This window comes from Arthrobacter sp. SLBN-112 (genome assembly GCF_006715225.1).
In the GTDB taxonomy this organism is placed as follows: domain Bacteria; phylum Actinomycetota; class Actinomycetes; order Actinomycetales; family Micrococcaceae; genus Arthrobacter.
Genome location: NZ_VFMU01000001.1, coordinates 729959 through 753639, shown reverse-complemented (window position 1 = coordinate 753639; position 23681 = coordinate 729959). Strand labels below are relative to the sequence as shown.

The 23681-nt window shown below is 66.6% G+C and carries 23 protein-coding genes and 1 riboswitch; of the genes, 10 read left to right on the top strand and 13 right to left on the bottom strand.

Annotated elements, in window-relative coordinates; all coding sequences use genetic code 11:
- Nucleotides 1–3: 3 nt before the first annotated feature.
- Nucleotides 4–119, bottom strand: a riboswitch (SAM riboswitch).
- A 246-nt stretch (nt 120–365) separates the two neighbouring features.
- Complete coding sequence (locus tag FBY33_RS03575; RefSeq protein WP_142029330.1) at nt 366–620, bottom strand: hypothetical protein; 255 nt, start codon at nt 618–620, stop codon at nt 366–368.
- A 219-nt stretch (nt 621–839) separates the two neighbouring features.
- Here FBY33_RS03575 and FBY33_RS03570 point away from each other — a divergent pair, with 219 nt between their 5' ends.
- Complete coding sequence (locus FBY33_RS03570; protein WP_142029329.1) at nt 840–1544, top strand: TetR/AcrR family transcriptional regulator C-terminal domain-containing protein; 705 nt, start codon at nt 840–842, stop codon at nt 1542–1544.
- A 40-nt stretch (nt 1545–1584) separates the two neighbouring features.
- Here the strand turns inward: FBY33_RS03570 and FBY33_RS03565 are convergent, their stop codons facing one another.
- Nucleotides 1585–2049, bottom strand: a complete 465-nt coding sequence (locus tag FBY33_RS03565) for a pyridoxamine 5'-phosphate oxidase family protein (RefSeq protein ID WP_142029328.1) — start codon at nt 2047–2049, stop codon at nt 1585–1587.
- A 59-nt stretch (nt 2050–2108) separates the two neighbouring features.
- Complete coding sequence (locus FBY33_RS03560; RefSeq protein ID WP_142029327.1) at nt 2109–3038, bottom strand: aminodeoxychorismate lyase; 930 nt, start codon at nt 3036–3038, stop codon at nt 2109–2111.
- A 95-nt stretch (nt 3039–3133) separates the two neighbouring features.
- Here FBY33_RS03560 and cls point away from each other — a divergent pair, with 95 nt between their 5' ends.
- A complete protein-coding gene (cls, locus tag FBY33_RS03555; RefSeq protein ID WP_442858313.1) occupies nt 3134–4609 on the top strand; it encodes a cardiolipin synthase in 1476 nt (491 codons plus the stop codon).
- Nucleotides 4610–4654: 45 nt separating this feature from the next.
- On the opposite strand, the gene FBY33_RS03550 is transcribed toward cls, so the two are convergent.
- The 6 genes from FBY33_RS03550 to FBY33_RS03525 form a co-directional block, all read right to left on the bottom strand.
- On the bottom strand, nt 4655–5929 hold the full coding sequence (locus tag FBY33_RS03550) for a multidrug effflux MFS transporter (RefSeq protein WP_142029326.1): 1275 nt from the start codon (nt 5927–5929) through the stop codon (nt 4655–4657).
- A 155-nt stretch (nt 5930–6084) separates the two neighbouring features.
- A complete protein-coding gene (gene pabB, locus FBY33_RS03545; RefSeq protein ID WP_142029325.1) occupies nt 6085–8151 on the bottom strand; it encodes an aminodeoxychorismate synthase component I in 2067 nt (688 codons plus the stop codon).
- A 67-nt stretch (nt 8152–8218) separates the two neighbouring features.
- Nucleotides 8219–8752, bottom strand: coding sequence for a low molecular weight protein-tyrosine-phosphatase (locus FBY33_RS03540; protein ID WP_142029324.1), 534 nt, complete (start codon nt 8750–8752; stop codon nt 8219–8221).
- Nucleotides 8753–8888: 136 nt separating this feature from the next.
- A complete protein-coding gene (locus tag FBY33_RS03535; protein WP_142029323.1) occupies nt 8889–9512 on the bottom strand; it encodes a LysE family transporter in 624 nt (207 codons plus the stop codon).
- A gap of 57 nt (nt 9513–9569) precedes the next feature.
- On the bottom strand, nt 9570–10388 hold the full coding sequence (locus FBY33_RS03530; RefSeq protein ID WP_056331579.1) for a methyltransferase domain-containing protein: 819 nt from the start codon (nt 10386–10388) through the stop codon (nt 9570–9572).
- Nucleotides 10389–10424: 36 nt separating this feature from the next.
- A complete protein-coding gene (locus tag FBY33_RS03525; RefSeq protein WP_142029322.1) occupies nt 10425–10931 on the bottom strand; it encodes a MarR family winged helix-turn-helix transcriptional regulator in 507 nt (168 codons plus the stop codon).
- Nucleotides 10932–11115: 184 nt separating this feature from the next.
- Between FBY33_RS03525 and FBY33_RS03520 the strand changes: the two genes are divergently transcribed.
- The gene (locus FBY33_RS03520) at nt 11116–13317 is read left to right on the top strand and encodes an MMPL family transporter (protein WP_142029321.1); all 2202 of its coding nucleotides are present in this window, start codon (nt 11116–11118) and stop codon (nt 13315–13317) included.
- A 34-nt stretch (nt 13318–13351) separates the two neighbouring features.
- On the opposite strand, the gene FBY33_RS03515 is transcribed toward FBY33_RS03520, so the two are convergent.
- Nucleotides 13352–14281, bottom strand: coding sequence for an NAD-dependent epimerase/dehydratase family protein (locus tag FBY33_RS03515; protein ID WP_142029320.1), 930 nt, complete (start codon nt 14279–14281; stop codon nt 13352–13354).
- Between the two features lie 125 nt (nt 14282–14406).
- Between FBY33_RS03515 and FBY33_RS03510 the strand changes: the two genes are divergently transcribed.
- The 7 genes from FBY33_RS03510 (at nt 14407) to FBY33_RS03480 (ending at nt 20777) form a co-directional block, all read left to right on the top strand.
- The gene (locus FBY33_RS03510; protein WP_142029319.1) at nt 14407–15156 is read left to right on the top strand and encodes a TetR/AcrR family transcriptional regulator; all 750 of its coding nucleotides are present in this window, start codon (nt 14407–14409) and stop codon (nt 15154–15156) included.
- A 90-nt stretch (nt 15157–15246) separates the two neighbouring features.
- Entirely contained in the window at nt 15247–15678 is a 432-nt protein-coding gene (locus tag FBY33_RS03505; protein ID WP_235010439.1) for a hypothetical protein, read from the top strand.
- Nucleotides 15679–15911: 233 nt separating this feature from the next.
- On the top strand, nt 15912–17780 hold the full coding sequence (gene dnaK, locus FBY33_RS03500; RefSeq protein WP_142029318.1) for a molecular chaperone DnaK: 1869 nt from the start codon (nt 15912–15914) through the stop codon (nt 17778–17780).
- A 3-nt stretch (nt 17781–17783) separates the two neighbouring features.
- Complete coding sequence (locus tag FBY33_RS03495; protein ID WP_142029317.1) at nt 17784–18485, top strand: nucleotide exchange factor GrpE; 702 nt, start codon at nt 17784–17786, stop codon at nt 18483–18485.
- Nucleotides 18486–18779: 294 nt separating this feature from the next.
- Nucleotides 18780–19754 carry a DnaJ C-terminal domain-containing protein gene (locus FBY33_RS03490; RefSeq protein ID WP_200831311.1) on the top strand — a complete coding sequence of 325 codons (975 nt, stop codon included), beginning with the start codon at nt 18780–18782 and terminating at the stop codon, nt 19752–19754.
- 15 nt (nt 19755–19769) lie between these two features.
- On the top strand, nt 19770–20195 hold the full coding sequence (locus FBY33_RS03485; RefSeq protein WP_142029316.1) for a heat shock protein transcriptional repressor HspR: 426 nt from the start codon (nt 19770–19772) through the stop codon (nt 20193–20195).
- Between the two features lie 195 nt (nt 20196–20390).
- On the top strand, nt 20391–20777 hold the full coding sequence (locus tag FBY33_RS03480) for a hypothetical protein (protein ID WP_142032514.1): 387 nt from the start codon (nt 20391–20393) through the stop codon (nt 20775–20777).
- 60 nt (nt 20778–20837) lie between these two features.
- On the opposite strand, the gene FBY33_RS03475 is transcribed toward FBY33_RS03480, so the two are convergent.
- The 3 genes from FBY33_RS03475 to FBY33_RS20910 all read right to left on the bottom strand — a co-directional run bounded on the left by FBY33_RS03475 (nt 20838) and on the right by FBY33_RS20910 (nt 23677).
- Nucleotides 20838–22247, bottom strand: a complete 1410-nt coding sequence (locus tag FBY33_RS03475; protein ID WP_142029315.1) for an aldehyde dehydrogenase family protein — start codon at nt 22245–22247, stop codon at nt 20838–20840.
- Nucleotides 22248–22425: 178 nt separating this feature from the next.
- Nucleotides 22426–23340: a 3-hydroxyacyl-CoA dehydrogenase family protein gene (locus FBY33_RS03470; protein WP_142029314.1), complete on the bottom strand. Its 915-nt coding sequence runs from the start codon at nt 23338–23340 to the stop codon at nt 22426–22428.
- A complete protein-coding gene (locus FBY33_RS20910; RefSeq protein WP_142029313.1) occupies nt 23225–23677 on the bottom strand; it encodes an SDR family NAD(P)-dependent oxidoreductase in 453 nt (150 codons plus the stop codon). The genes FBY33_RS03470 and FBY33_RS20910 overlap by 116 nt, the downstream gene beginning before the upstream one ends.
- Nucleotides 23678–23681: the final 4 nt, after the last annotated feature.

Here is a 23681-nt window from a genome sequence, read left to right as displayed (position 1 = left end):
CTTCTTTCACGCTTGCAGCTCGAATCGGTCGATATGCCGAGTATTCACCTGAGGCACCCCGCCGCGAAAGGGAGGGTTGCCGACCGGCCAGTCAGGGCTTCACACCGGTACTCATTACTCCCCAAAAACGTAACACCTGCCGCGCCGGGCCGCACGGCAGCCGTCGTCATGTTCCGTAATTGAGCTGTGCCGAAGGAAGTTCCAGTACCGAAGGACGGTCCGATGGCGGCCATCGCCGCAGGTGTGCGGCCCGCCGCGCCACGCTCGGCCCAAGGAGGGCATGAAAAATGCTGCGGCACGGTGTGCCACAGCATTTGATCATGAACCACCGGTTGTCCGGTGGCCGTTGTAAAACCGGGGAAGTCTTAGACCAGTCCCGGGTAGCTGGTGAGAATGTAGTCCGCAGCGGCAGGACCCTTCATGCGGAGCCCGTTATGGTGCGGCGAAATCCTCTGCTTCATGGCCGCCCAGAAGCAGTCCTCGGTGCCGGGCTGCTGCTGGTTGATGAAGCACCAGCTGGTGTACAGCCCGTACAGGCGGTCGCGGTCCAGACTGGAGTCTGAGGCCTTGTCGGGGTAGGTGGCTTCGTTGAGGAAAAGATCGAACTGCGAATGCGCCATGACGGCCCCCTTCGCTAAGTGCTCGGCGCCGCCGTTCGGCTACAGCAGCAAAACCGATGCCCTGCACGTGGCCATCGGATTTATAGGTTGAGTCCCCCTGAAATGCAGTGGGCCTGAGCGTTGTCAGCGCCTGTCTACGCTGTAGACTGTACCCGTAGACTACAAGTGACGCAACCGTCTCGATTTATTCGGGACGACCTCCACCGCTAGGACAACATCATGGATTCCCCGCGTGCTTCAGCCCGCACACCTGCCAAGGCAAGGTTGAGCAGGGAAACCGTGCTGGCCAAGGCCCTCGAACTGGTCGACGCCGAAGGGCTGGACGCACTGACCATGCGGCGCCTGGGGCAGGAGCTTGGCCGGGACCCCATGAGCCTCTACCGCTACGCCGAGAACCGGGCTGCGCTCCTTGACGGGGTTTCAGAGTTGGTCCTTGACCAGCTCCCGATTCATCCCGAGGACCCGGACTGGAAAGCCCAGCTGCGGAACATCGCCCACGATTTGCGGATGCTGGCGCTCGAGCACCCCAACGTGGTCCCCCTGCTGGTAACCCGGCCCCTGTCCACGCCGCTGGGACTGCGCCCGCTGGGCACCCTGCGGCCGCTGGAACAGATCCTGGCCCTGCTGGCGTCCGCAGGGTTCGAACCGGCGGATGCGCTCCACGTCTACCGTGCCTATTACGGCTTCCTCTACGGGCACATCCTGAACGAACTTCAGGAGTACGTGGTGGACCCGGAAGAGAACGAAGTGCTGCTGCGCCTTGGGCTGCACCGCCTGCCCGCAAAGGAATTCCCGCGGCTGCGTGCCCTGGCGCCGGCATTGGCAGAGTACGACGGCGCCCGGGAGCTTGACCAGGGACTCGCCATCCTGCTGTCCGGGCTGGAGGCGCAGCTTTCGCGGCAGGTGGCAGGCGCCCGCGGGTGACAGCGGCGCCCGGCCAAAGACGCGGTTGATGCCACCGGTACTATTCGAATGACGCCCGGCGCCGGTCCTGGGCGCGGGTGTTCCAGATGTCCGGCCGGTTCACCTGGAACCTGCGCCCGGTCAGTGCCTTGGCGTTCAGCCTCACGTAGTTTGCCTTTTCGCCGGGTTGCCACGGCTCAAGGCCCAGGCCGTCCACGGCATCCTTGACGGCCTGGTCCTCGACGATCCCGGTATCGCCCCGCACCACCACGCTCCAGGCCAGTTCGGTGGCGGGATCGTAGCCGTCGATTTCCAGTGCGGCGGGCCTTTCCATCCTGGCGCCCCACAGCTTGGACCCGGGCGCCGTGCGGAACAGGATGCTGCGCAGGTGGACAACGTAATTCACGGGAAAGATCTCCGGATGTCCATCCACCACAATGGCCAGCCGGCCCACGATGTCGTTGGCAAGGAGATCCCAGCAGTCGTCAAAGGACAAATTTTCGATCGGCAGCTTTTGCGAGTCCATGGTGCACACCTTACGGGTGAAGCCGGGACGGGAAAAGGGCCGTCCCGGCCTGTGGGGGCCTAATGAATCCCGGCGAAGAGGCCGTTCAATTCGGTGGTCAGTTCCTTTTGGACAGAAGGAGTGCCGATCTCCTTGCCATCGATCCGGTTCACGGGCGCCAGCAGGCGGACGCTGGAGATCAGCCAGACAGCGTCGGCGTCCAGAAGGTCCCGGGGCTCCAGCGGGCCATAGCCCAGTTCCCAGCCTGCCGCCTTGGCTGCAGCGAAGAGCGCCCCCTGGGAGGTTCCGGGCAGGATGCCGCTGTCCAGCTGCGGTGTGATGAGGCGCTTGACGGTTGTGCCGTCGTCGGACTTTTCCACATGCGCCAGGAGCACCGTGGACGTGGGCCCTTCCAGGACGCGACCATCGGATGAGGTGAAGATGACGTCGTCGGCGCCCTGTTTGTGCGCGTGGCGCAGCGCCGCCATGTTGACGGCGTAGGAGAGCGTCTTGGCCCCCAGGAGCAACCAGGGGGCCCGTTCGGCTACGTCACTGTCGTAGCCCCGGTCAAGGAGGATGACATCGATGCCCGTTTCCCGCTGCCGGCGCGCGGCAGCACCGGCCGGGGAGGCCTGGACCCACGCGGTGGGGGTGGGAGCGCCCTCCACGCCGCGGGTCACCACCAGTTTGACCACCAGTTCATCTGCCGAAGGGTCTGCCGGCGGGTTCTCTGACCGGTGCCGGGCCACGGCAGCCGCAATGGCACGCCGCCAGGCGTCCTGGTCCGGGATGTCGAGGTCCAACGCCGTGGCCGAACCGGCAAGCCGATCCAGGTGGGCCTGCATTTTCCGCACCGTCCCGCCCACTGCCAGCATGGTTTCGAAGACGCCGTCGCCGCGTGTGACGCCAAGGTCCGTGACCAGCAGCTGGGGCTTGGAGGCGTCGGCCACCCTGCCGTCGGGGAAAGCAGGGTCAAGGAAAACGAGAACCACGGGGGCTGGAGAGCTCATGGCACCAGCTTAGTGCGGTGCCGCGGATAAGCTGGGCAGAGTGCCCCGGGCGAAAACCGTCCTCCGGGAGCCCAATCTCCCCGGGAGTTATTGACGTGTTGTGGCCTTTTTCGCTTGCCGGCACCGCGCCGACATGGGTTGTGGTGCTCCTGGGCTTCGCCGACCTTGTCATCAGGGTCCTGGCGCTGGGCATCATCCCCGGGAACAGGCGGCCCACCACCGCCATGGCCTGGCTGCTGGGGATCTTCTTCATCCCGTTCGTGGGCATCGTGCTGTTCCTGCTGTTCGGCAACTTCCAGCTCTCCAGCCGCAGACGCGCGCAGCAGCAGCAGGTCAACGAGCGGGTGCGGGCCGGCATCAGTGCCCTCGCGGATGCCGACAGCGATTACCCCGGGCCGGAGTGGGTGAAGTCCGCCGCCGAGCTCAACCGCACCCTGGGTTCGTTGCCCATGGTGGACAACAATTCCGTTGAGCTCATCCCCGGCTACCCGGACTCCATCCTGGACATGACGAACGCCGTGCGGAAGGCGAAGAAATTCGTCAATGCCGAGTTCTACATCATGAGCTCGGACCACGTCACCAACGACCTGCTCACCGCCCTGGAGGAAGCCGCCGAACGCGGCGTGGAAGTGCGGCTCCTCTTCGACCACATCGGAACGCTGCGCATCAAGGGCTACCGGAAGCTGCTCAAGCGGCTCAAGGCCGGCAAGATCCAGTGGAAGCGGATGCTGCCGCTGCTGCCCATCCACGGCCAGTGGCGCCGGCCGGACCTGCGCAACCACCGCAAGATCATGGTGGTGGACGGCGAAGTCGCATTCACGGGCTCGCAGAACCTGATCGAGCCCTCCTACAACAACCCGCGGCACCGCAAGGCAGGCCGCGAATGGGTGGAACTGATGGCGTGCCTCCGAGGCCCCATCGTGACCACCCTGAACGTCGTCTTCGCCACTGACTGGCTGACCGAGACCGATGAGTCCCTGGAACACCAGCTGCAGCTCCCGTCGAACCCCGAACCCGGCAACGTCACGGCCCAGGTGGTGCCCAGCGGCCCCGGCTTCATCACGGAGAACAACCTCCGGCTCTTCAACACGCTCATCTACTCCGCGCAGCACCGGATCTCCATCTGCAGCCCCTACTTCGTTCCGGACGATTCACTGCTCTACGCCATCACTACCGCGGCGCAGCGCGGCGTGGACGTGGAACTGTTCGTGTCCGAGAAGGGCGACCAGTTCCTGGTCCACCACGCGCAACGGTCCTACTATGAGGCGCTCCTCGAGGCCGGCGTGCGGATCTACCTGTACAAGGCGCCGTTCGTGCTGCATGCCAAGCACTTCACCATCGACGACGAAGTGGCCGTCCTGGGCTCCAGCAACATGGACATGCGGTCGTTCTCCTTGAACCTGGAGGTATCCGTCATGCTCCTGGGCGAGGACATCGTGAACAAGATGCGGGCGGTGGAGGATACCTACCGGGACATTTCCCACGAGCTGAAGCTGGCGGACTGGCTCAACAGGCCGCTCGCCGCGCGGTACGTGGACAACGTGGCCCGGCTGACGGCCACGGTCCAGTAAACACGGTCCAGTAAATACGGTTCAATAAGCCGGCCCCGCACCCGGCTATTCGTCCGCGCTGACCCGCTGGCCGTCGTCGCGCCCGGCATGCTCTGCCCAGCCGCCCTTCCGGTAGGCGGGAGTCCCCAGGGCAAGCACCATCACCGCCAGGGCGCAGCTGCCGATCATGACGCCGGCCATCGACCACGAATTTCCGCCCAGGATCCCCACCAGCGGACTCACCAGGCCGGCCACCCCCGACTGCAAGGCGCCGATGACCGCCGCCGCCGTTCCCGCCATATGGCCGTAATTGTGCAGGGCCAGTACGGAGGCGTTTGCCGGCACCATCCCCTGGGCTGACAGGACCAGCCACAGGGCGGCCACCAGGCCAAACACGCCACCGGCCCCCGTGGCCACCACCACGAGCAGCAGCAGGGCAAGGCACAGCTGGACCAGGAGGGCGGTGCGCAGGAGGCGTACCGGCGGGAACTTCCGGACCAGGGCGGCGTTGAGCTGGGCGGAGAGGACCAGCGCGGCCCCGTTAAGGGCAAAGACCAGGGCGAACTGCTGGGCGGTGAGGCCGTATTCGTTCTGGAAGACAAAGGGGGACCCCACCACGTAGCTCATGATCAGGGCCAGCCCCAGCCCGGGAATGACGGCAAGCGCCATGAAATGCCTGTCCCGCAGCAGCGACCAGTATGCACTGGCCACATGCCTGGGATTGCCCGGACTCCGGCTGTCCTCCGGCAGCGTCTCCGGCATGAACCGCCAGACGATTGCCACCAGCACCACCCCGAACAGCGCCAGGGCGTAGAAGACCGCCCGCCAGTTCCAGGCACCGGCGATCGCCTGCCCCACGGTGGGCGCCAGGAGCGGCGCCACGCCAATCACCAGCATCAGCCGGGAGAGCAGTTGGGCGGCGGCGGACCCAACGAAGCGGTCGCGGATGACGGCCAGTGCCACCACGGCCGCGGCCGCGTTGAAGAAGCCCTGAAGCACGCGCAGCCCGGTCAGGGTTTCGATGTTCGGCGTCAACGAGCACAGCAGCGAGATGGCCACGTGCAGCGAGATCCCGATGACCAGGGGCAGTCTTCGGCCGAACCGGTCCGAGAACGGCCCGATCACCAGCTGGCCAACACCGGCCCCCACGAGGGTTCCGGACAGTGTCAGCTGGGCGGCGGTCTGGGTGGTGTGGAGATCGGCCTCCACAGCAGGCAGCGAGGGCAGGTACATGTCCGTGGTGATCGCAGGAAGGGCGGCCAGGGCGCCAAGCATGAGGATGTACTTGACGCTCCGCGGTGCCTGCTTGCTGGTGTTGTGGGGGTGGGACGGGTCCGTCACGCGGCAAACCTCACTCGTGTGGGCGCTTGGGTATTCCGCCGCATTGCTTGAGCGGTTCAGCTGACGCTCAGCTCCCTACCCGCGGCGGTGTCCTCCTAAACCGTTTTCCCGGGTGTGCTGCCAGGGCAACCCGGCGCCGGCCCGCCCTGGACGGGTCAGTCGTCCGGAAACTCCGCACCCAGGGTGGAGAGGACCCCGTAGGCCTTGGTCCGGATTTCCTCGTACTCGTCGTCGGCATCGGAATCCGAGGTGATGGCGCCGCCGACGCCGAGGGAGATTTCAGCAGTCCCGTCACCGGCCGCATTGACCACCAGGGTCCGGATGGCGACGGCGAGGTCCACCGCCGCGTTGAGCGAGAAGTAGCCGATGGCTCCCGAATAGATGCCCCTGGGTCCTGCCTCCAGCTGGTCGAGGATGGCCATGGTGCTGATCTTGGGGGCGCCGGTCATGGAGCCGGCAGGGAAGCAGGCTGCCACCGCCTCTGCCCGCGGCGCTCCGGCGAGGAGGTGGGCATCGATGGTGCTGACCATCTGGTGGACGGTGGCGTAGCTCTCGATGGCGCAGAGCCGGCTGACCGTGACGGAGCCTGGGATGGCGAAGTGGCTGAGGTCGTTGCGCAGCAGGTCAACGATCATGATGTTCTCGGCCCGGTCCTTCAAGGAACTGGACAGGTCCGTACGCAGCCGGCTGTCCTCCTGCGGGTCTGAAGCCCGGCGGCGGGTGCCCTTGATCGGCTCGGCGCGCATGCCGCCGTCGGACCCTATCTTGAGGAACCGCTCCGGCGAGGTGCTGGCCACGGCAAGGTCTCCCAGCCGGAGGTAGCTCGCGAACGGGGCCGGGTTCCTGCGCCGGAGCGCCAGGTACGTGGTCCACGGATCCAGGGAGCCGGCCGGGATCCGCGCTTCGAGCGTGGTGGTCAGGCACACCTCGTAGGTATTCCCCTGCGCGATTTGGTGCTGGGCGGCGGCGATCTTCTCCCGGTACTGCGCACCCGTGTCCCGGCTGCGGAAAGCGGGCGGCGTGGCGGGTACGACGCCGGTGCTGCCGCCGGCTTGAGCCGTTGGTTCCGCCGCGGCTTCCACGGCGGACCGGGCCTGCGCCAGCCACTCGTCCGCGTCCGGTGCCTCGAGCGCCAGGAGCCAGGCGGTACCCTCGGCATGGTCCAGGACCACAGCCCTGCCCGCGAAGATCAAAGCGGCGTCCGGGGTGGGTGCGGAAAGGCCGCTGCCGCCGGTTTCACGTTTGAGTTCGTACCCCAGGCAGCCCAGCCAGCCAAGGGTGAATTCGCCGGGGTAGCCGTCCGGGGTCCGCACCGCGCGGCGGCCCCAGACCGTGTCCAGCCAGCGGAAGAAGGGGCCGGGAACGGTGGCGGTGGACGAGCCTGCGCTGATCCGGCTTACACCCCCGCGGTGCACGACGCACTGCCCGAAGGTGCCGCCGTCGTCCGCCATGATGCTGAACCGGCTGCGTTCGGCGGCAGTCCGCTGCGCGGGCTCCGCGCCGCCAGGTTCCGCGCCCGCGTTGGAGGAGTCCAGCCACGCGGCATTGGCGGAGCGGCCGTACAGGGACTGAAACAGGGCCGGTGCATCCGGGACGGCATCCATGCGCTCGGCCTGAAGGCGAAGGCCGCGGCGGGCCGACAGTTCGGGGGCGAGGACCGGAGCCAGGGCAGGCAGGTAGGGGAGCAGCTGCAAAAGCTCCGCCGGGGCTGCGCCGTCGGCGAGGTTCCGGACGCGAAGGTCCGCGTGGCCGGGCACATCGTCGCGGCCCAGCCATTCTTCCTCCTGGGCGGCCCACAGGTCCCAGTACGGTTCATACGTTGCGCCGTCGCGGTCCAGCGCCCGGGTCCGCCGCACATCATCGGGGGATTCCGCCCAGATCACCGCGTCCAGCATGGGGCGGCCCGCCTCCGCGGCGGCCCCCACCCCCTCCACGATGACGATCTCCGCAGGAAGCGTCACCCGGGCGTCGCCGTCGTAGTGGTTCTCCCAGTCCCAGCTGGTCCAGGAGGCCGCCTGGCCTTGGCTGAGCGGGGTGAGGACGGTGGAGACATAACGCTCGACGCCGGCAGCCAGGCCGTCCCAGCCAGGGTAGATGTCCTCAAGGTGGAACAGCGAGACCTTGTGGTGGGCGCGGAGCCGGGCCGCCAGCTCGACGGCGAGGGTGGTCTTCCCTGCGCCGGAGCGCCCGTCGATGGCGATAATGACGGGGGCTGGGCTCATGGACTAGAGCGTACCGTTTTCAGCGGCGCGTTCGCTTGCGCTCCTGTACCGATTGGTTTCCCTGCGGCTAGTGCGGCTGAAGCTGGGTGTTGTGCAGGACCGCGGACTTGATGTGCTGGACAAGGCCTGGCAGGGCTGCATGGATCTGGTGCCAGACGGCGTCGAAATCCACATGGCCGCCGTACCAGGGATCCTCGATGCCTAGGTCCAGCCGGTCGCGTTCGGCCATGGTGGGATCGAAACTGCGGAGCATGCGGATCTTGTCCAGGGATTCCTGGTCCGGCGCCGCCTCGCTGAGCCAGGCGTAGTGGTCGATGTCCAGGGCCAGGATCAGGTCGCGCTCGCGGAACCAGCCAGGCTCCCACTCCCGGGCCACGTGGTGGTCGGAGGCGAGTTGGGTTGCAGCGAGTCGGCGGGCGGCGCGGGGATCAATGGGGCGGCCTGCCTCGTACCCGGTGATGCCTGCGGAATCCACCTCCACCAGGCGGTCAAGGCCCTCGCGTTCAAGCGCTGCCTTGAGCATCAGCTCAGCCATGGGGGACCGGCAGATGTTGCCTGTGCAGACTGTGATGACGCGATATGCGCTCGACGCTGAGTTCATGCCCCTAAGCATGCGCGCTTCCAATCACTCTTGGCTAGCGGCTTGTTCACAAAGCTTTACGGGTTTGTAAAGATGCATTACTAACGCCGGAATGGGTACGGGTCACGTTGGTGCCGGTGTTGGCGGGTGACTCTTTTCAGTGGATCAGGGCCAGCAGGATACCCACACCCACGAACAGCACACCGAACACCCTGCTGAGGACCAGCTGGCCCCGCTCCGTGTTGGTGAACCGTTGAAATGACCTCGCCGCTGCCGCAAAGAAGAACCACATCACCAGGATGTCGATGACCACAATCGTTGCCGTTAGCACGGCGTACTGGGTGAACAGCGGTTGATCGGGCCGGATGAACTGGGGAGTGAAGGCCAGGAAGAACACGATCGCCTTCGGGTTCAGGAGGTTAACCCAGAACCCGCGCCGGAAGATGGACCAGGCGGGTTCGTTGCGGAGGGTGGCGGCCTGCTCCTGGGCTACCGTGGGCTTGCTCAGGAACTGGCGGATGCCCAGGTACACCAGGTAGGCCGCCCCGGCGTAGCGGATCACGTTGAAGGCAACGGGTGAACTGGCCACCAGGACGCCAACGCCCAGGGCCACGATCAGCACGTGCACCACCAGCGCTGCCTGCTGGCCCAGGATCCCCCAGATGGAGCGGCGGAAGCCCGCGTTCAGCGAGTTGCTCATGGTGTTGATGGCCCCGGCACCGGGGGTGAAGCTGATCAGGGCGCCTGCGCCGGCAAGGGCCAGCCAGAGAGAGAATTGCACCAACCAAGTTTAGTGCCCCTGCTGCCAGAGGGTTGCCACCGCTATGGCGTATCGCTGTCAGGCCCTGGCGATGACCTCCCCGTTCGGGATCAGGAACCAGCCGTCGTCGGTGGAACCCCAACGGTGCCAGCCGGCAGAAATCCGGGCAAGGTCGGCCGGGTTGGCGAACCCGTACTCCAGCGCCTGTTCCGCGAAGGCCGAGTGCAGCACCCGCTCACCCCAGACGCGCGCCTGCCAGCGGCGCTGCTGGGCCGTGGCATAAAGCCAGTTGCTGCTGCTGGGGGCGACGTCGCTGAATCCCGCGGCCTGAGCCCAGCTGACCAGCCGCCGCCCGGCGTCGGGCTCTGCTCCGTTCCGGCGCGCAATGCGCTGGTAGAGGTCCATCCACTCGTCCAGCTCGGGGATGGCGGGGTACCAGCTCATGCCGTGGAAATCGGCGTCGCGCACTGCCACGATGCCGCCGGGCTTGGCGACGCGCCGCATTTCCCGCAGGGCCTCAACGGGGTCGGTCAGGTGCTGGAGCACCTGGTGGGCGTGGACGACGTCGAACGTCTCGTCGGCAAAGTCGAGGTCGTAGATGTTGCCGGCAACGAATTCGACGTTCGGCACTTCCCGCTCGACGGCGAGGGCCTGCGCCTGGGCGATGATGTCCGGTGACCGGTCCAGGCCCGTGACCTTCCCCGGGCTGACCAGGGCGGCGAAGTCGCAGGTGATGGTGCCGGGGCCGCAGCCGACGTCCAGCAGCGTCGAGCCGGGCGTGAGGTGCGGAAGGACGAACGCCGCGGAATTTTCGGCGGTCCTGGCGGCATGGGCGCGGACCACTGATTCATGGTGGCCGTGCGTGTAAACGTCGTCTTCAGGCTGCTGGGCACTCATAACAAAACGCTACCCCCAACAACGGCCAGGTTGCGGTTACCCGGACTCTGTCCTTGCCGCCACCGTGGCTTCCACCATCGCCGTCATGAAGCGCGTGACCGTTTCCAGATCCTCTTCCGAGAAGGCGGTCATGGCGCTGCCCATATGCTGCGCCAGGGGGGCGAAGACGGCCCCGCCTTCCTGGAACGCCTTGGGAGTCATCTTCAGCTGGACCTGGCGCCGGTCCGCGCTGTTCCGTTCGCGCACGATGTGCCCCGACTTGTCCAGCCGGTCGATCAGGGCGGTGGTGGCGGGAGAGCTCAGGTTCAGCTCCTTGCGCAGGACCCCGGGCGTCACCACACTGCCGGCGGCCGTATGGCGCATGATGACGGCCAACGCGTTCATGTCGGTGCGGTGCATGTCCTTCCGGCCCCCGGCGACATCCACGTAGCGGTTGGCCTCCATGGTGAACTCCTGCAGAAGGCGCAGCAGTGGGTGAGGGGGACCTCCGGGCGCGCCGGCGAGCGGGCCCCGTGCCGCATCAGGCGAAGTTTTCCCTGCCATGTCCACCTCCCCGCATTCCTGGTTCCACGCCAACGTTTGTGTCCGGCCGTACTGACGGATATTACTGCAGGCCCCGCTTTCGTCTTCAGCGGCCCGAAAAAAGCTCGACCGGCGCTTATCTCTATGGTGGAGATAATCTATGATGGAACAAATATTTCTCCACCGCTTATTGACGGAAGGCGCCATGAAACGCACAAGAGTTTCCAAGGAGCGAGTCCCTTTCTGGCTGCGCTGGCTGGTCCCGGTGGTCCTGGTGCTGACCTGGCTGGGGCTTGCGGGGGTTGGCGGACCCACATTCGGCCGGTTGGAGGAGGTCTCCTCCAACGACCAGGCGTCGTTCCTGCCCGCCAGCGCCGAGGCCACCGAGGCCCAGGACTGGCAGGCAAAGTTCCGCGACTCGGACGAGGTTCCCGGCATCATCGTCATCGAAAAGAACGAGGGTTTCACACCCGCGCAGCTGGGGGAGCTGGCCATGCTCAAGGCCAGCCTTGAGGAGCTCAAGCTGGGCAGTGCGGTGATCGGCCCGATTCCATCCAAGGACGCCAAGGCGGTCCAGTTCGTGGTCCCGGTCGGATCCTCCGTTGAGGTCAAGGACGCGGTCAAGGAACTCCGAGACACGGTGGCGGAAGCAGCACCGGAGGGCACCCAAACCTTTGTGACCGGCCCCGCCGGCCTCGCCGCCGACCTCACCGCAGCCTTTGGCGGCATTGACGGCATCCTCCTGCTCGTTGCCTTGTCCGCGGTGTTCGTGATCCTCCTGATCGTCTACCGGTCCCTGCTGCTGCCCATCATGGTGCTGCTGACGTCCGTGTTTGCCCTGTGTGCCGCGATCCTGCTGGTCTTCGGCATGGCCAAGGCCGGCTGGATCCAGCTCAACGGCCAAAGCCAGGGCATCCTCTCCATCCTGGTGATCGGCGCGGCCACGGACTACGCCCTGCTGTTCGTGGCACGCTTCCGGGAAGCGCTCACCCACACCACCAACCGCACGGCCGCCGTCCTGACCGCATGGAAGGCGTCCTTCGAGCCCATCCTGGCCTCCGGCGCCACGGTGATCATCGCGCTGCTGTGCCTGCTCTTCTCCGACCTGAACTCCAACAAGGCGCTGGGCCCCGTTGCTGCTGCGGGCATACTGTGCGCGCTGTTCGCCGCGCTGACCCTGCTTCCCGCGTTGATGGCACTGCTGGGCCGGGCCGCCTTCTGGCCGTTCCGCCCCAAACTCCTCCCCGCAGACCAGCGTGAACCCGAGCTGGTCACGGGCCTGGAAGGCCAGAAGGGGCTGTGGCATGCCACCGGCTCGCTGGTAGCACGGCGCCCCAGGACCGTCTGGGTGGCCTCGGTCCTCCTGCTGCTGGTTGCGGCTGGCGGCCTGTTCCAGCTGAAGGCCAACGGCGTGCCGCAGACGGATGTCATCCTCACCGCCTCCAACGCCGTTGACGGCCAGGACGCGCTGGCCCGCCACTTCGACGCCGGCAGCGGCAGCCCCGCCGTCGTCATTGCTGACCAGGCCAAGGCAGCCGAGGTGCTGGACCGCGTGAAAGCGGACGACGGCGTGGGCGAGGCTTACCTGTTGGGCCCGGGCAGTGTGCCCATCACCGGAGCCCCCGGGGCTCCCGGCGCCCCGGACGTCCGGGAGGGAAGGGTGATCATCAACGCCACCCTCAACGACGCGGCCGACTCGCTGGAGGCGGAGGAAACCGTCAAGGCCCTGCGCACCGAGGTGAAGGCCGTTGACCCCGGCGCCCTGGTGGGCGGCGTCATCGCCACCGCGCTCGACACCAACACCACCGCCCAGCATGACCTGGTGGTCATCATCCCCGTGGTCCTGGTGGTGATCCTCTTCATCCTGATGCTGCTGCTGCGCTCCATCGTGGCGCCGGTCCTGCTGGTGCTCTCCGTGGTGCTTTCCTACGCGGCGGCGCTCGGTGTGTCCGCGTTCGTCTTCAACAACATCCTTGGCTTCCCCGGCGCCGATGCCACAGTTCCGCTGTTCGGCTTCGTATTCCTGGTGGCCCTGGGCGTGGACTACAACATCTTCCTGATGAGCCGGGTCCGGGAGGAATCCCTCAAACACGGCACCCGGCCGGGCATCCTCCGCGGCCTGGTGGTGACCGGCGGTGTCATCACCTCCGCAGGCGTGGTGCTGGCCGCCACGTTCGCGGCGCTGGGCGTCATCCCCATCATGTTCCTGGTGCAGCTGGCGTTCATTGTGGCGTTCGGCGTGCTGCTGGACACCGTCCTGGTGCGCTCGCTGCTGGTACCGGCCCTGGCCTACGACATCGGACCGAAGATCTGGTGGCCCAGCAAGCTGGGGCGCACGGACGGCGGGAGTGCCGTCCGGCCGCGGGAGCCCGGCGTCGAACCCCTGGAAGAGGTTCCCAGCCGCTAACCCCCGGCATCTCCACCACCCGTAAGCTTCAGGTCTAACCCTGCTGCCGCCACCAGTCCACGGTGGCGGCAGCAGCCGTTTCCAGCGGGGTGGGGCTGACGTCCAGGGCTGCCTGCGACGCGGCCGAGTCCATGATGAACGGCCGCTCGAACTGGTACAGCATCTCGGCCAGTTCGCGTGCATCGGCCGAAAACAGGCCGGCCGCGCGGAGCGTCCAGCCGGGCAGGGCGCGCACTTTGGGAGCAGGCTGTCCCGCGGCGGCGGCGAAGGCGTGGGCAAGTTCCTTCTGGGTGAGTGCCGGGCCTGTGGGTGCGTGCCACATGGTGTTCCAGGCGGAGGGCCTGTCTGCCGCGGCGATCATTGCCTTGGCCAGGTCCGGGACGTACGTGAACGTGTGCGGCTGGCGGGAGCTGCCGATGACGCTGACATTCTTCCCTGCCAGGATCGGCACCACCATGCGCTCGCCGCCGTGCGCCATCCGGACGCGGGGCCCAAAGAAGTCGCCTGCCACCACGCTCACGGAAGGAGCGGCTGCCGCCGCACGGGCCCGAAGCAGGTCGGTCCGCACCCCGCGCTTGCCGCCGGCAGCCCGGCGCGGGCTTCCCTCCGTCATCACGCGGTCAGGCTCGGAGTAGGAGTAGAGGCTTTCGGGGAATACGACGACGGCGCCTGCTTCCTGCGCGGCGGCCAGGACTGCCTGCTCGGCGGCGGGAAGTTCCGCCTGCCATGCCGCGGCGGTGTAGGCCGACCCGTGGATGCAGTGGAAGACGGCCTTGGCGCCGGCAAGGGCAGCGCGCAGAATGGCAGGATCCTTCGCATCCCCGGCAATCCGCTCGATCAGCGGGTGCCGGGGCCCGTTGCCCGAACGGGTAAGGACGCGCACCTTCCGTCCCTGGCCTGCCAGCTGTTCGGCCACCGTCCACCCCACCGGCCCAGCTCCGGTCACTACATACACCTGTGCCATCTGTCCTCCTCCTTCCGGTTCCTGAGAGCAGTGCTCTCAGGAACAGCATGGGACTGCTTGGCCACTAAGTCAAGAGCAGTGCTCTCTTTTGATTCCGGCGCTCTCGGTTGTGGCATGCTGGACCGGTGACTGAAGTTAAGGAAACGGCTGGCCTTGACCGCCCGCTCACGCCCCGGCAGCGGGCAAGGACGCAAACCATCGCGGACATTGTCCGCCTGGGCCGGCAGCACCTGGCCACCCACGGTGCGGCCGCGCTCTCCCTGCGAGCGGTGGCCAGGGACCTGGGAGTGGTGTCCTCCGCCGTCTACCGTTACGTCGAGAGCCGCGACGAGCTGCTGACACTGTTGCTGATCGACGCCTTCGGCGAGCTTGGGGACGAAGTGGACGCCGCCGTCGCCCAGGCCCCGGAAGGTGACCATGTTGCCCGCTTCCTGGCGCTGGGCAGGGGTGTCCGGGAATGGGCCCTGCGCGAGCCCGCCAGCTACGCCCTCCTTTTCGGCAGCCCCGTTCCCGGCTACAACGCCCCGGCGGAACGCACCACTGGTCCCGGAACAAGGGTCATCGTCAGCCTCATCGGGATCCTGGACGAGGCTTCCCGGGCCGGCCACTTGGCAGTGCCGGCTGAAGGGGCCCCGCAGCTGCCGCAAACCCTGGCCGCCGACCTGGCCGCCATCCGCTCGGAGTACGGCCTGGACCTCCCGGACGAGCTCGTGGCCCGGGGTGTCCTGGTGTGGAGCTCCCTCTTCGGCGCGATCAGCTTCGAGGTGTTCAACCAGTACGGGCCGGACACGTTCAAGGCTCCCGCGGAGCTCTTCGACCATCACCTCGCCGTGCTGGCAGGCGTCGCCGGCCTGCCGGTCCGGGCCTCCCGATAAGTGCCGGCGAAGCCCTGTTGATGCGCCCGGGCCGTCGATAGACTGCCAGTGCGCCCGCATGGACGCGGAGCCTCGAAGGAGAGATGCACCATGACTGAGAACCCTGAAATTGCAGCCGAGGAACCCCGCAAGGGCAGCAGTGCCCCCGGGCTGGAAGGCGAGGGCGGGCAGTACGTGGACGGCGACTACGGCGACGCCGGGGCCGTGGAAAGGCCGGCCGGGGAGCTGGGTGAGCAATATCCGGAGGGCGATTACGGCGCTGCCGGAACAGCTGGAACCCATGCTTCGGGCGCGGAGGACGGCGGGCAGTACGTGGATGGTGACTACGGCGATGCCGGCGCGGTCAACGAGCCCGAACGCGACGTTGCCGACGGCGAGTACGACGACGGCGACTACGGCGATGCCGGCACTGCGGGCCGCCGCACGGAGGAGTCCATCCGTGAAGGACTCACGGACCGCCAGGTTCAAACGACGGCGGAAGAGCGCGGCCCGCTCCATGGCGACCGGGATACGGAGCGTTAAGCAGCCCGGCGGCACGTTCTCCCAAAGCGAACCCGCGCTCCGGCGTCGTACTTCTGCGCCCGGAAGCCCGAAAATCCAAGGAACACCGAGGTGAAAACCCCGCTGAAAATCCAAAGTTGAGTGGACCCCACTCAACTTTGGATTGACATCGCTGGCGCCCTGAGTAGAGTTGAGTGCAGAACGCTCAATGTTTAGGGCGCCAACCAGTTTCCAAGGAAAGAAGGAAGCAACACATGTCACGTGCAGTAGGTATCGACCTCGGAACCACCAACTCCGTCGTCTCCGTTCTCGAAGGTGGCGAGCCCACCGTTATTGCCAACGCCGAGGGTGGCCGCACCACGCCGTCGGTCGTTGCATTCTCCAAGTCGGGCGAGGTCCTGGTTGGCGAGATCGCCAAGCGCCAGGCCGTCAACAACATCGAGCGCACCATCGCATCGGTCAAGCGCCACATGGGCACCGACTGGAAGGTGGACATCGACGCCAAGAAGTACACCCCGCAGGAAATCTCCGCGCGTATCCTCATGAAGCTGAAGAACGACGCCGAGTCCTACCTGGGTGAAAAGGTCACCGACGCTGTCATCACCGTACCGGCCTACTTCAATGACGCCGAGCGCCAGGCCACCAAGGAGGCCGGCGAAATCGCAGGCCTGAACGTCCTGCGCATCGTCAACGAGCCCACCGCCGCAGCCCTCGCCTACGGCCTGGACAAGGGCAAGGAAGACGAACTCATCCTGGTCTTCGACCTCGGTGGCGGTACCTTCGACGTCTCCCTGCTCGAAGTCGGCAAGGACGAAGACAACTTCTCCACCATCCAGGTCCGCGCCACCGCCGGTGACAACCGCCTGGGCGGCGACGACTGGGACCAGCGCGTCGTTGACTACCTGCTGAACCAGCTAAAGGTCAAGGGCATCGACCTGTCCAAGGACAAGATCGCCCTGCAGCGGCTCCGCGAAGCCGCTGAGCAGGCCAAGAAGGAACTTTCCTCCTCCACCAGCACCAACGTCTCGCTCCAGTACCTGTCCGTCACCCCCGACGGCCCGGTCCACCTGGACGAGCAGCTGACCCGCGCCAAGTTCCAGGACCTCACCAAGGACCTGCTGGAGCGCACCAAGAAGCCGTTCCACGATGTCATTAAGGAAGCGGGCATCAAGCTCTCCGACATCAACCACATCGTCCTCGTTGGTGGCTCAACCCGTATGCCCGCCGTGTACGACCTGGTCAAGGAACTCGCCGGCGGCAAGGAGCCGAACAAGGGCGTGAACCCGGATGAGGTTGTGGCCGTTGGTGCAGCCCTGCAGGCCGGTGTGCTGAAGGGTGAGCGCAAGGACGTCCTCCTGATCGACGTCACCCCGCTGTCCCTCGGCATCGAAACCAAGGGTGGCGTGATGACGCACCTGATCGAGCGCAACACCGCCATCCCCACCAAGCGGTCCGAGACCTTCACCACGGCGGATGACAACCAGCCGTCCGTGGCCATCCAGGTCTTCCAGGGCGAGCGCGAGTTCACCCGGGACAACAAGCCGCTGGGCACGTTCGAGCTGACCGGCATCGCCCCTGCTCCGCGCGGCATCCCGCAGATCGAGGTCACCTTCGACATCGACGCCAACGGCATCGTCCACGTCTCGGCGAAGGACAAGGGCACCGGCAAGGAACAGTCCATGACCATCACTGGCGGCTCGAGCCTCTCCAAGGAAGACATTGACCGCATGGTCCGTGACGCCGAGGAGCACGCAGCCGAGGACAAGGCCCGCCGCGAGGCAACCGACACCCGCAACACCGCCGAGCAGCTCGCCTACTCCGTGGACAAGCTGATCGCCGACAACGCGGACAAGCTGCCCGAAGAGGTCAAGACCGAGGTACAGGGCGACGTCGACAGCCTCAAGAAGGCCCTCGAAGGCACCGACGACGCCGCCGTGAAGTCCGCGTTCGAGAAGCTGCAGGCTTCCCAGACCAAGCTCGGCGAAGCCATCTACGCCCAGCCCGGTTCGCCGGACGGCGCAGGCGCTGCAGGTGCCGAGGGTGCCCCCGGTGCGTCGGCAGGTTCCTCCGACGAAGACATCGTCGACGCCGAGATCATCGACGAAGACGAAGCGAAGAAGTAACCCATGCCGCACCACGGTAACGAGGAAGAGCACAACACATCCGCAAGCCAGCAGAACACGCAGGGCAACGGCCAGGAGCCGGTCATCCGGGACAACCGCAAGGTTGACCCGGTGACCGGGCAGGCCCGGCACCCGGAGGGCGGCCAGTCCGCCCCCGGCGCCGGTTCCCAGGCCGGGGCAGCAGATTCCGACGGCGACGCGCTGGCCCAGGCTGAGGAGATTCTCAACGGCGTGGACGTGCCGGCCGAGGAATCTGTGGCCCAGGGTGCGCCCGCAGGGTCCGGCGGCAACGCCGAGGCAGCCGAGCTGCGCAACGACCTGCTCCGCCTCCAGGCTGAGTACGTCAACTACCGCAAGCGCGTTGAACGCGACCGCGCCGTGGCAGGGGAAATGGCCGTCATCGGCGTCCTGAACTCCCTGCTCCCGGTCCTGGACGACGTCGACGCCGCCCGGCAGCACGGCGACCTCACCGACGGTCCCTTCGCCGCGATCGCCACCAAACTGGAGAACGCGCTGAAGACCTACGGCCTGGTCCGCATCAATGAGACCGGCGTGGAGTTCGATCCCACGATCCACGAGGCCCTGATCCAGCAGCCCGGCGAGGACATTGAGGTTGACACCGTCAGCCAGGTCCTCCGCTCAGGCTACAAGTCAGGCGACCGAGTCCTCCGCGCAGCCCAGGTAATCGTGGCGGTCCCGGCTTAGTCGGCTTCTCACCTGCGCCGGACGGATAAGGGGCCCCGCCCCTACGCTGGGTGGCTGAGGATCTGCGATCCCCAGCCACCCAGCTCCGGCAGGCCCGATGCCACTCCCGGGCCCCTTATCCGTCCGTCGCTCAGCGGTTGTCTCGCCTAAGGTGGGACCAAGCGAAGCGCAGCTGGGTAGGGGGCCGCGGCGTGGCGGGCACCGCGGAGCGGGCACGGCCCCCTACCCAGCGGAGCGCGGTCCGGGGCCCATGCAGCGCGTAGGGCTTTAGTAAGTACTAGAAAGGAAACGCCATTGGCTAGCCAGGATTGGGTGGACAAGGACTTTTATAAAATCCTTGGTGTTGCCAAGGACGCTTCCGACGCCGACATCAAGAAGGCCTACCGGAAGCTTGCGCGGCAGCACCACCCTGATACGAATGCGGGAAACGCTGCTTCCGAGAAGAAGTTCAAGGACATCTCTGAGGCTTATTCGGTGCTCTCGGATCCAGATGAGCGCCAGCAGTATGACGCCATCCGGGCCATGGGCAGCGGGGCACGCTTTGCTCCGGGCGGCGGAGGGGCCACGAACGGCGGGTTCGAGGACATGTTCGGCGGCCTGTTCACCGGCAACACCGGACGCCATGCCGGAGGGTTCAACCCTTCCGCGGGCGGCATCCCGCCCGAGTTCGCCGATCTGTTCGGTGGCGGCTTCGGTGGCGCGCCCGGGTTCCAGCGGACCCCGCAGAAGGGGGCCGACCGGACTGCTTCCACCAGCATTTCCTTTGCCGGCTCCATTCGCGGCACCACCATCGGGTTGCGCGAACCCAGCGGCGAGGTGATCGACGTCCGGGTTCCCGCCGGCATCAAGGACGGCCAGAAGGTCCGCGTGCGCGGCAAGGGCCAGCCCGGTGCTGCCGGTAACGGTGACCTGGTGGTGACCGTCGCTGTCCAACCGCACCAGTTCTACACGCGCGACGGCGACAATCTCCGCATCCACGTCCCCGTCACGTTCCCGGAGGCTGCTTTGGGCGCGGACATTGAGGTTCCCACGATCGACGGGGACAAGGTGAAGGTCCGTGTTCCGGCGGGCACGCCGTCCGGCCGTACCCTGCGGGTCAAGGGCAAAGGTGTCAAGACGTCCAAGGCCACCGGCGACCTGCTGGTGACCATCGACGTCGCGGTTCCCAAGAACCTGAACAAGGAAGCCGAGGCTGCGGTCAAGGCGTTCGCCGAGGCAACGTCGTCGGCGGATGTTCGCGAGGGCCTGGCAGCCAAGGCCCGGCTCTAGGCACGGAGGTGAGGCATGGACATCAATGCTGACCAGCCGATCTTCGTGATTTCGGTGGCGGCCGAGCTGGCGGACATGCACCCGCAGACGCTGAGGCAGTACGACAGGCTGGGCATCGTCAAACCCAGCCGTGCCCCCGGAAAGTCCCGGCGCTACTCGCAGCGTGACGTGAATATGCTGCGGGAAGTGCAGCGGCTGTCCCAGGAAGGCGTCTCGCTGGAGGGGATCAAGCGCATCCTGGAACTCGAGAACCAGGTGGCAGCCCTCCAAACCCGGATCGCTGAACTTACCGAGGAACTCGGGCGGCGGCCGCGTTCTGTGGATTCGCGCATCTTTGCCGCCGGCGCGGCGGGCGACGTAGTGAGCCTTGCCCGCGGCCAGCGCCCCCGGCCCCGGTCGCAGGCGGTCATGCTGTGGCGGCCGCGGGCACTCGGACAATAGCGTGCCCGGACAATAAGTACCGTTTCCCGGGGCCACGCACAAATATGAGTACCCGCTACTCGTGACGGAAAACCCCCCTGGAACTTGAATGGAACCATCGCCGGATCAGCGGCGGTGGTTCTGCAAGTTCTGGGGGTTTTCCGTGTTTACAGATCTCAGCAAAGCTTCAATCAGGACCCGTCCATGAGCCCGGGAATGGAATCCGTGGCCGCGTTCAGCAGTTCCATGCCAGGCCAGATCCTGCTGGCCATCGGGCAGACCATTGTTGTGGTCTGCGTCTGCTTCGACATGGTCCGTGAGTTGTCCGTCCCACGGTCGCACCGGCGCTATGTGGCCAGTACCGTCTTCCGTACCCTGGCAATCCCGTCCATCGTGGCCAATGCCATGACCGTCTTTATCGCCCTGGTGGTGTCTTCCTGGGTGGACGTGGTGATGGGCATGTTTGTCCTGGTGGCCATTGTCTTCCGGTTCCACCACAACCAGGACGAGGACAACTGGTGGAAGGGCAGGGGCAAGAAGCTCGCCCGGTGGGCCCGCCGGCAGTTTGCCGGCAGGACGTCCACCGCCCCGGCCTTGGGGTAAAGCCATACAGCCCCGGGAGCCCGGCACTGGCAGGCCGCGTGCCGGGCTCCCGAGTCAACCTCAGCCGTTGATGACCTGCGGTACGCCCAGGGCTTTGAGGCCTTCGACGCCGAATTCGACGCCGTAGCCTGACTGCTTGGCTCCGCCGAAGGGGATGCGGGGGTCCACGGCGCCGTGCCGGTTGATCCAGACGGTGCCGGCCTGGATACGCGCCGCGAGCTCGCGGGCGGCCGCCAGGTTGGGGGACCACACCGAGGCGCCCAGGCCGACGTCGAGCCCGTTGGCCTTCTCCACCGCTTCATCAATGCTGCTGTAGCGGATGATCGGCAGGGCGGGGCCGAACTGTTCCTCGGCCACCAGCGGGTTGTCGTTGTCGATGTCCGCCACCAGGGTGGTGGGGTAGAAGAAGCCCGGCTGGCTTGAATCGGGGTTGCCGCCCAGCAGGACGCGTGCGCCGGAAGCCTTGGCCGCCTCCACGAGGTTCGCCACGACGTCGTACTGTGCCTTGTTCTGCAGCGGTCCCAGCACGTTGTCCTCGTCCAGGCCGTTGCCCATGGGCATCTGCTTGGCGACCGCCACTAGCTCTTCGCAGACGGCGTCGTAGATGCTGTCGTGGACGTAGAGGCGTTTGAGCGCGGCGCAGGTCTGGCCGGTGTTCAGGAACGCGCCCCAGAAAATGTCCGTGGCGATGGCCTTGGGATCGGCGTCGGGCAGGACGATGCCGGCGTCGTTGCCGCCCAGTTCCAGGGTGAGCCGCTTGACGGTGTCCGCGGAGGACTTGATGATGGCGCGGCCGCCGGCGGTGGAACCGGTGAACATGATCTTGCCGATCGCGGGGTGGTCCGTGAGCCGTGCGCCGACCTCGCGGCCGCAGGAGACCACCGACAGGATGCCCTCGGGCAGTTCCTCGTTGAGGACCTTGACCAGGGCCAGGACGCTCAGGGGAGTATTGCCGGACGGCTTGACCACCACGGCGTTGCCCATGCGCAGGGCCGGGGCCAGCTGCCAGACGGCGATCATCATGGGCCAGTTCCAAGGTCCAATCGCGCCCACGACGCCGATGGGCCGGTAATGCAGTTCGGCGCGGGTCTCGCCGTCGTCCACGATGGTTTCGGGTTCCAGGGGCAGTGCGGCGGTGGCGCGGAGCCAGGCGACGCAGGCACCCACTTCGAAGCGGGCGTTGGGGCCGTTCAGGGGTTTTCCCTGCTCGCGGGAGAGCAGCTGGGCGAGTTCCTCTGCGGAGCGTTCGACGGCGTCGGCTGCCTTCAGGAGCGCGGCAGACCGGGCGTCATGGCCCAGGGCAGCCCAGGCGGGCTGGGCGGCCACGGCAGCGGCGACGGCGGACTCAAGGTATTCAAGGCCGTGGACGGGTGCTTCGCCTACAGCCTCGCCCGTCGCGGGATCAAGGATGGTCCGGCCGGTGCCGGCCGCGGGGGCAATGGACGCGAGGAGTGCATCGTAGGTTTCCAAGGGATACTCCACTTCGAGTAGCAAGGACGCCAGCCGGTCGGCGTAGCGGGTTACTCCCCAGTCTGGGTGAAGGCCCGGTCCCTGCTCTTGTCTTTGTGCGCAGACTCCTTGACCTTGAGGGAACGGGGCGGATTCAATCCGCCCCACGCCCCTGCTTTCGGTGGTTACAGTTCCGGCGCTACAGTCCCGGCGCCTGGCCGAGTTCCGTGCGGAGCTGGGCCAGGCGGGCGTAGGCGTTGTCCCGGTGGGAAAGCAGGGCCGCCTTATGCTCGGGGGCGACGTGGAGAAAGCCATGTCCGCTTTTCAACCCGATGTTCCCTTCCCGGACTGTCGCGGCCAGGGCCTCGGGGACTGCAAACCGTTCGCCATAGGCTTTTTCGAGGGTGTGGTAGGCGGATTCGTACACGTCGAGCCCTGCCATGTCCCCGATGGCGAAAGGGCCAAACAGGGCCAGCCGGAATCCAAACGTGTTGGCGACGACGGCGTCGATCTGTTCAGGCGTGGCGACGCCGTCGTCAACGATCTGGACGGCTTCCTTATACAGGGCGAACTGGAGGCGGTTGGCGACAAAGCCAGGGGTATCCGCCACTCTGGCCGGTGTCTTGCCCAGGCTCTGGATGAGCTGCTCGGCGCGCTCCAGGACCCGGGGGTCCGTTTCCTCGCCTGGAATGAGTTCGACGCCGGGGATAAAGGGGGCTGGATTCATCCAGTGCACGCCAAGAAACCGCTCCGGGCCGGTCACCGAAGAAGCAAGTTCTCCGATGGGGATGGCGGAGGTATTGGTGCCGATGATCGCGTGGCACGGTGCGGCACCCGAGACCCGGCGGAGGATGCTGGCTTTCAGGTCAGGCTGTTCCGGAACGGCTTCCGCAATGTAGTCCGCCCCCTCCACCGCTTCCTCGATGCTGGCTGCGGCCACGAGGTTCCCCTCGATGGTTTCCGCGGCACCTTCGGGCAGGAGTCCGGAGCCTTCAAAGTCACGGGCCTGCTCCACGAGCCGCACGCGGGCACGTTCGGCCGTTTCGCCGTCGACGTCGCCCAGCGCGACTTTGTAGCCGTGCAGGGCCAGCACCTGGGCGATGCCGCCGCCCATTGAGGTTCGTGTCGAAGACGGTGTCCCAGTCTTCCGTGGTCAGTTCGAGCGCGGGTTTGGGCACGTTGACGCCGGCGTTGTTGACCAGCAAATCGATGCCTCCGCTCTCCTGCACGAGATCATCGGCGAACTGGAGCACCTGGGCGGGCTCCGTGATGTCAAGGGGCAGGGCAGAAGTGCCGTAGCGTTCGCTGATCCGGCGGGCGCTTTCGGCGTCGCGGCTGGTTCCGTAGACAGTCGCGCCGGACTCGGCCAGGCCATCGGCGATGGCCTGGCCGAGTCCTCGGGCTGCTCCGGTGACCAGTGCTTTCTTGCCGTCAAGGCGGAAGTCAGGCACCGGT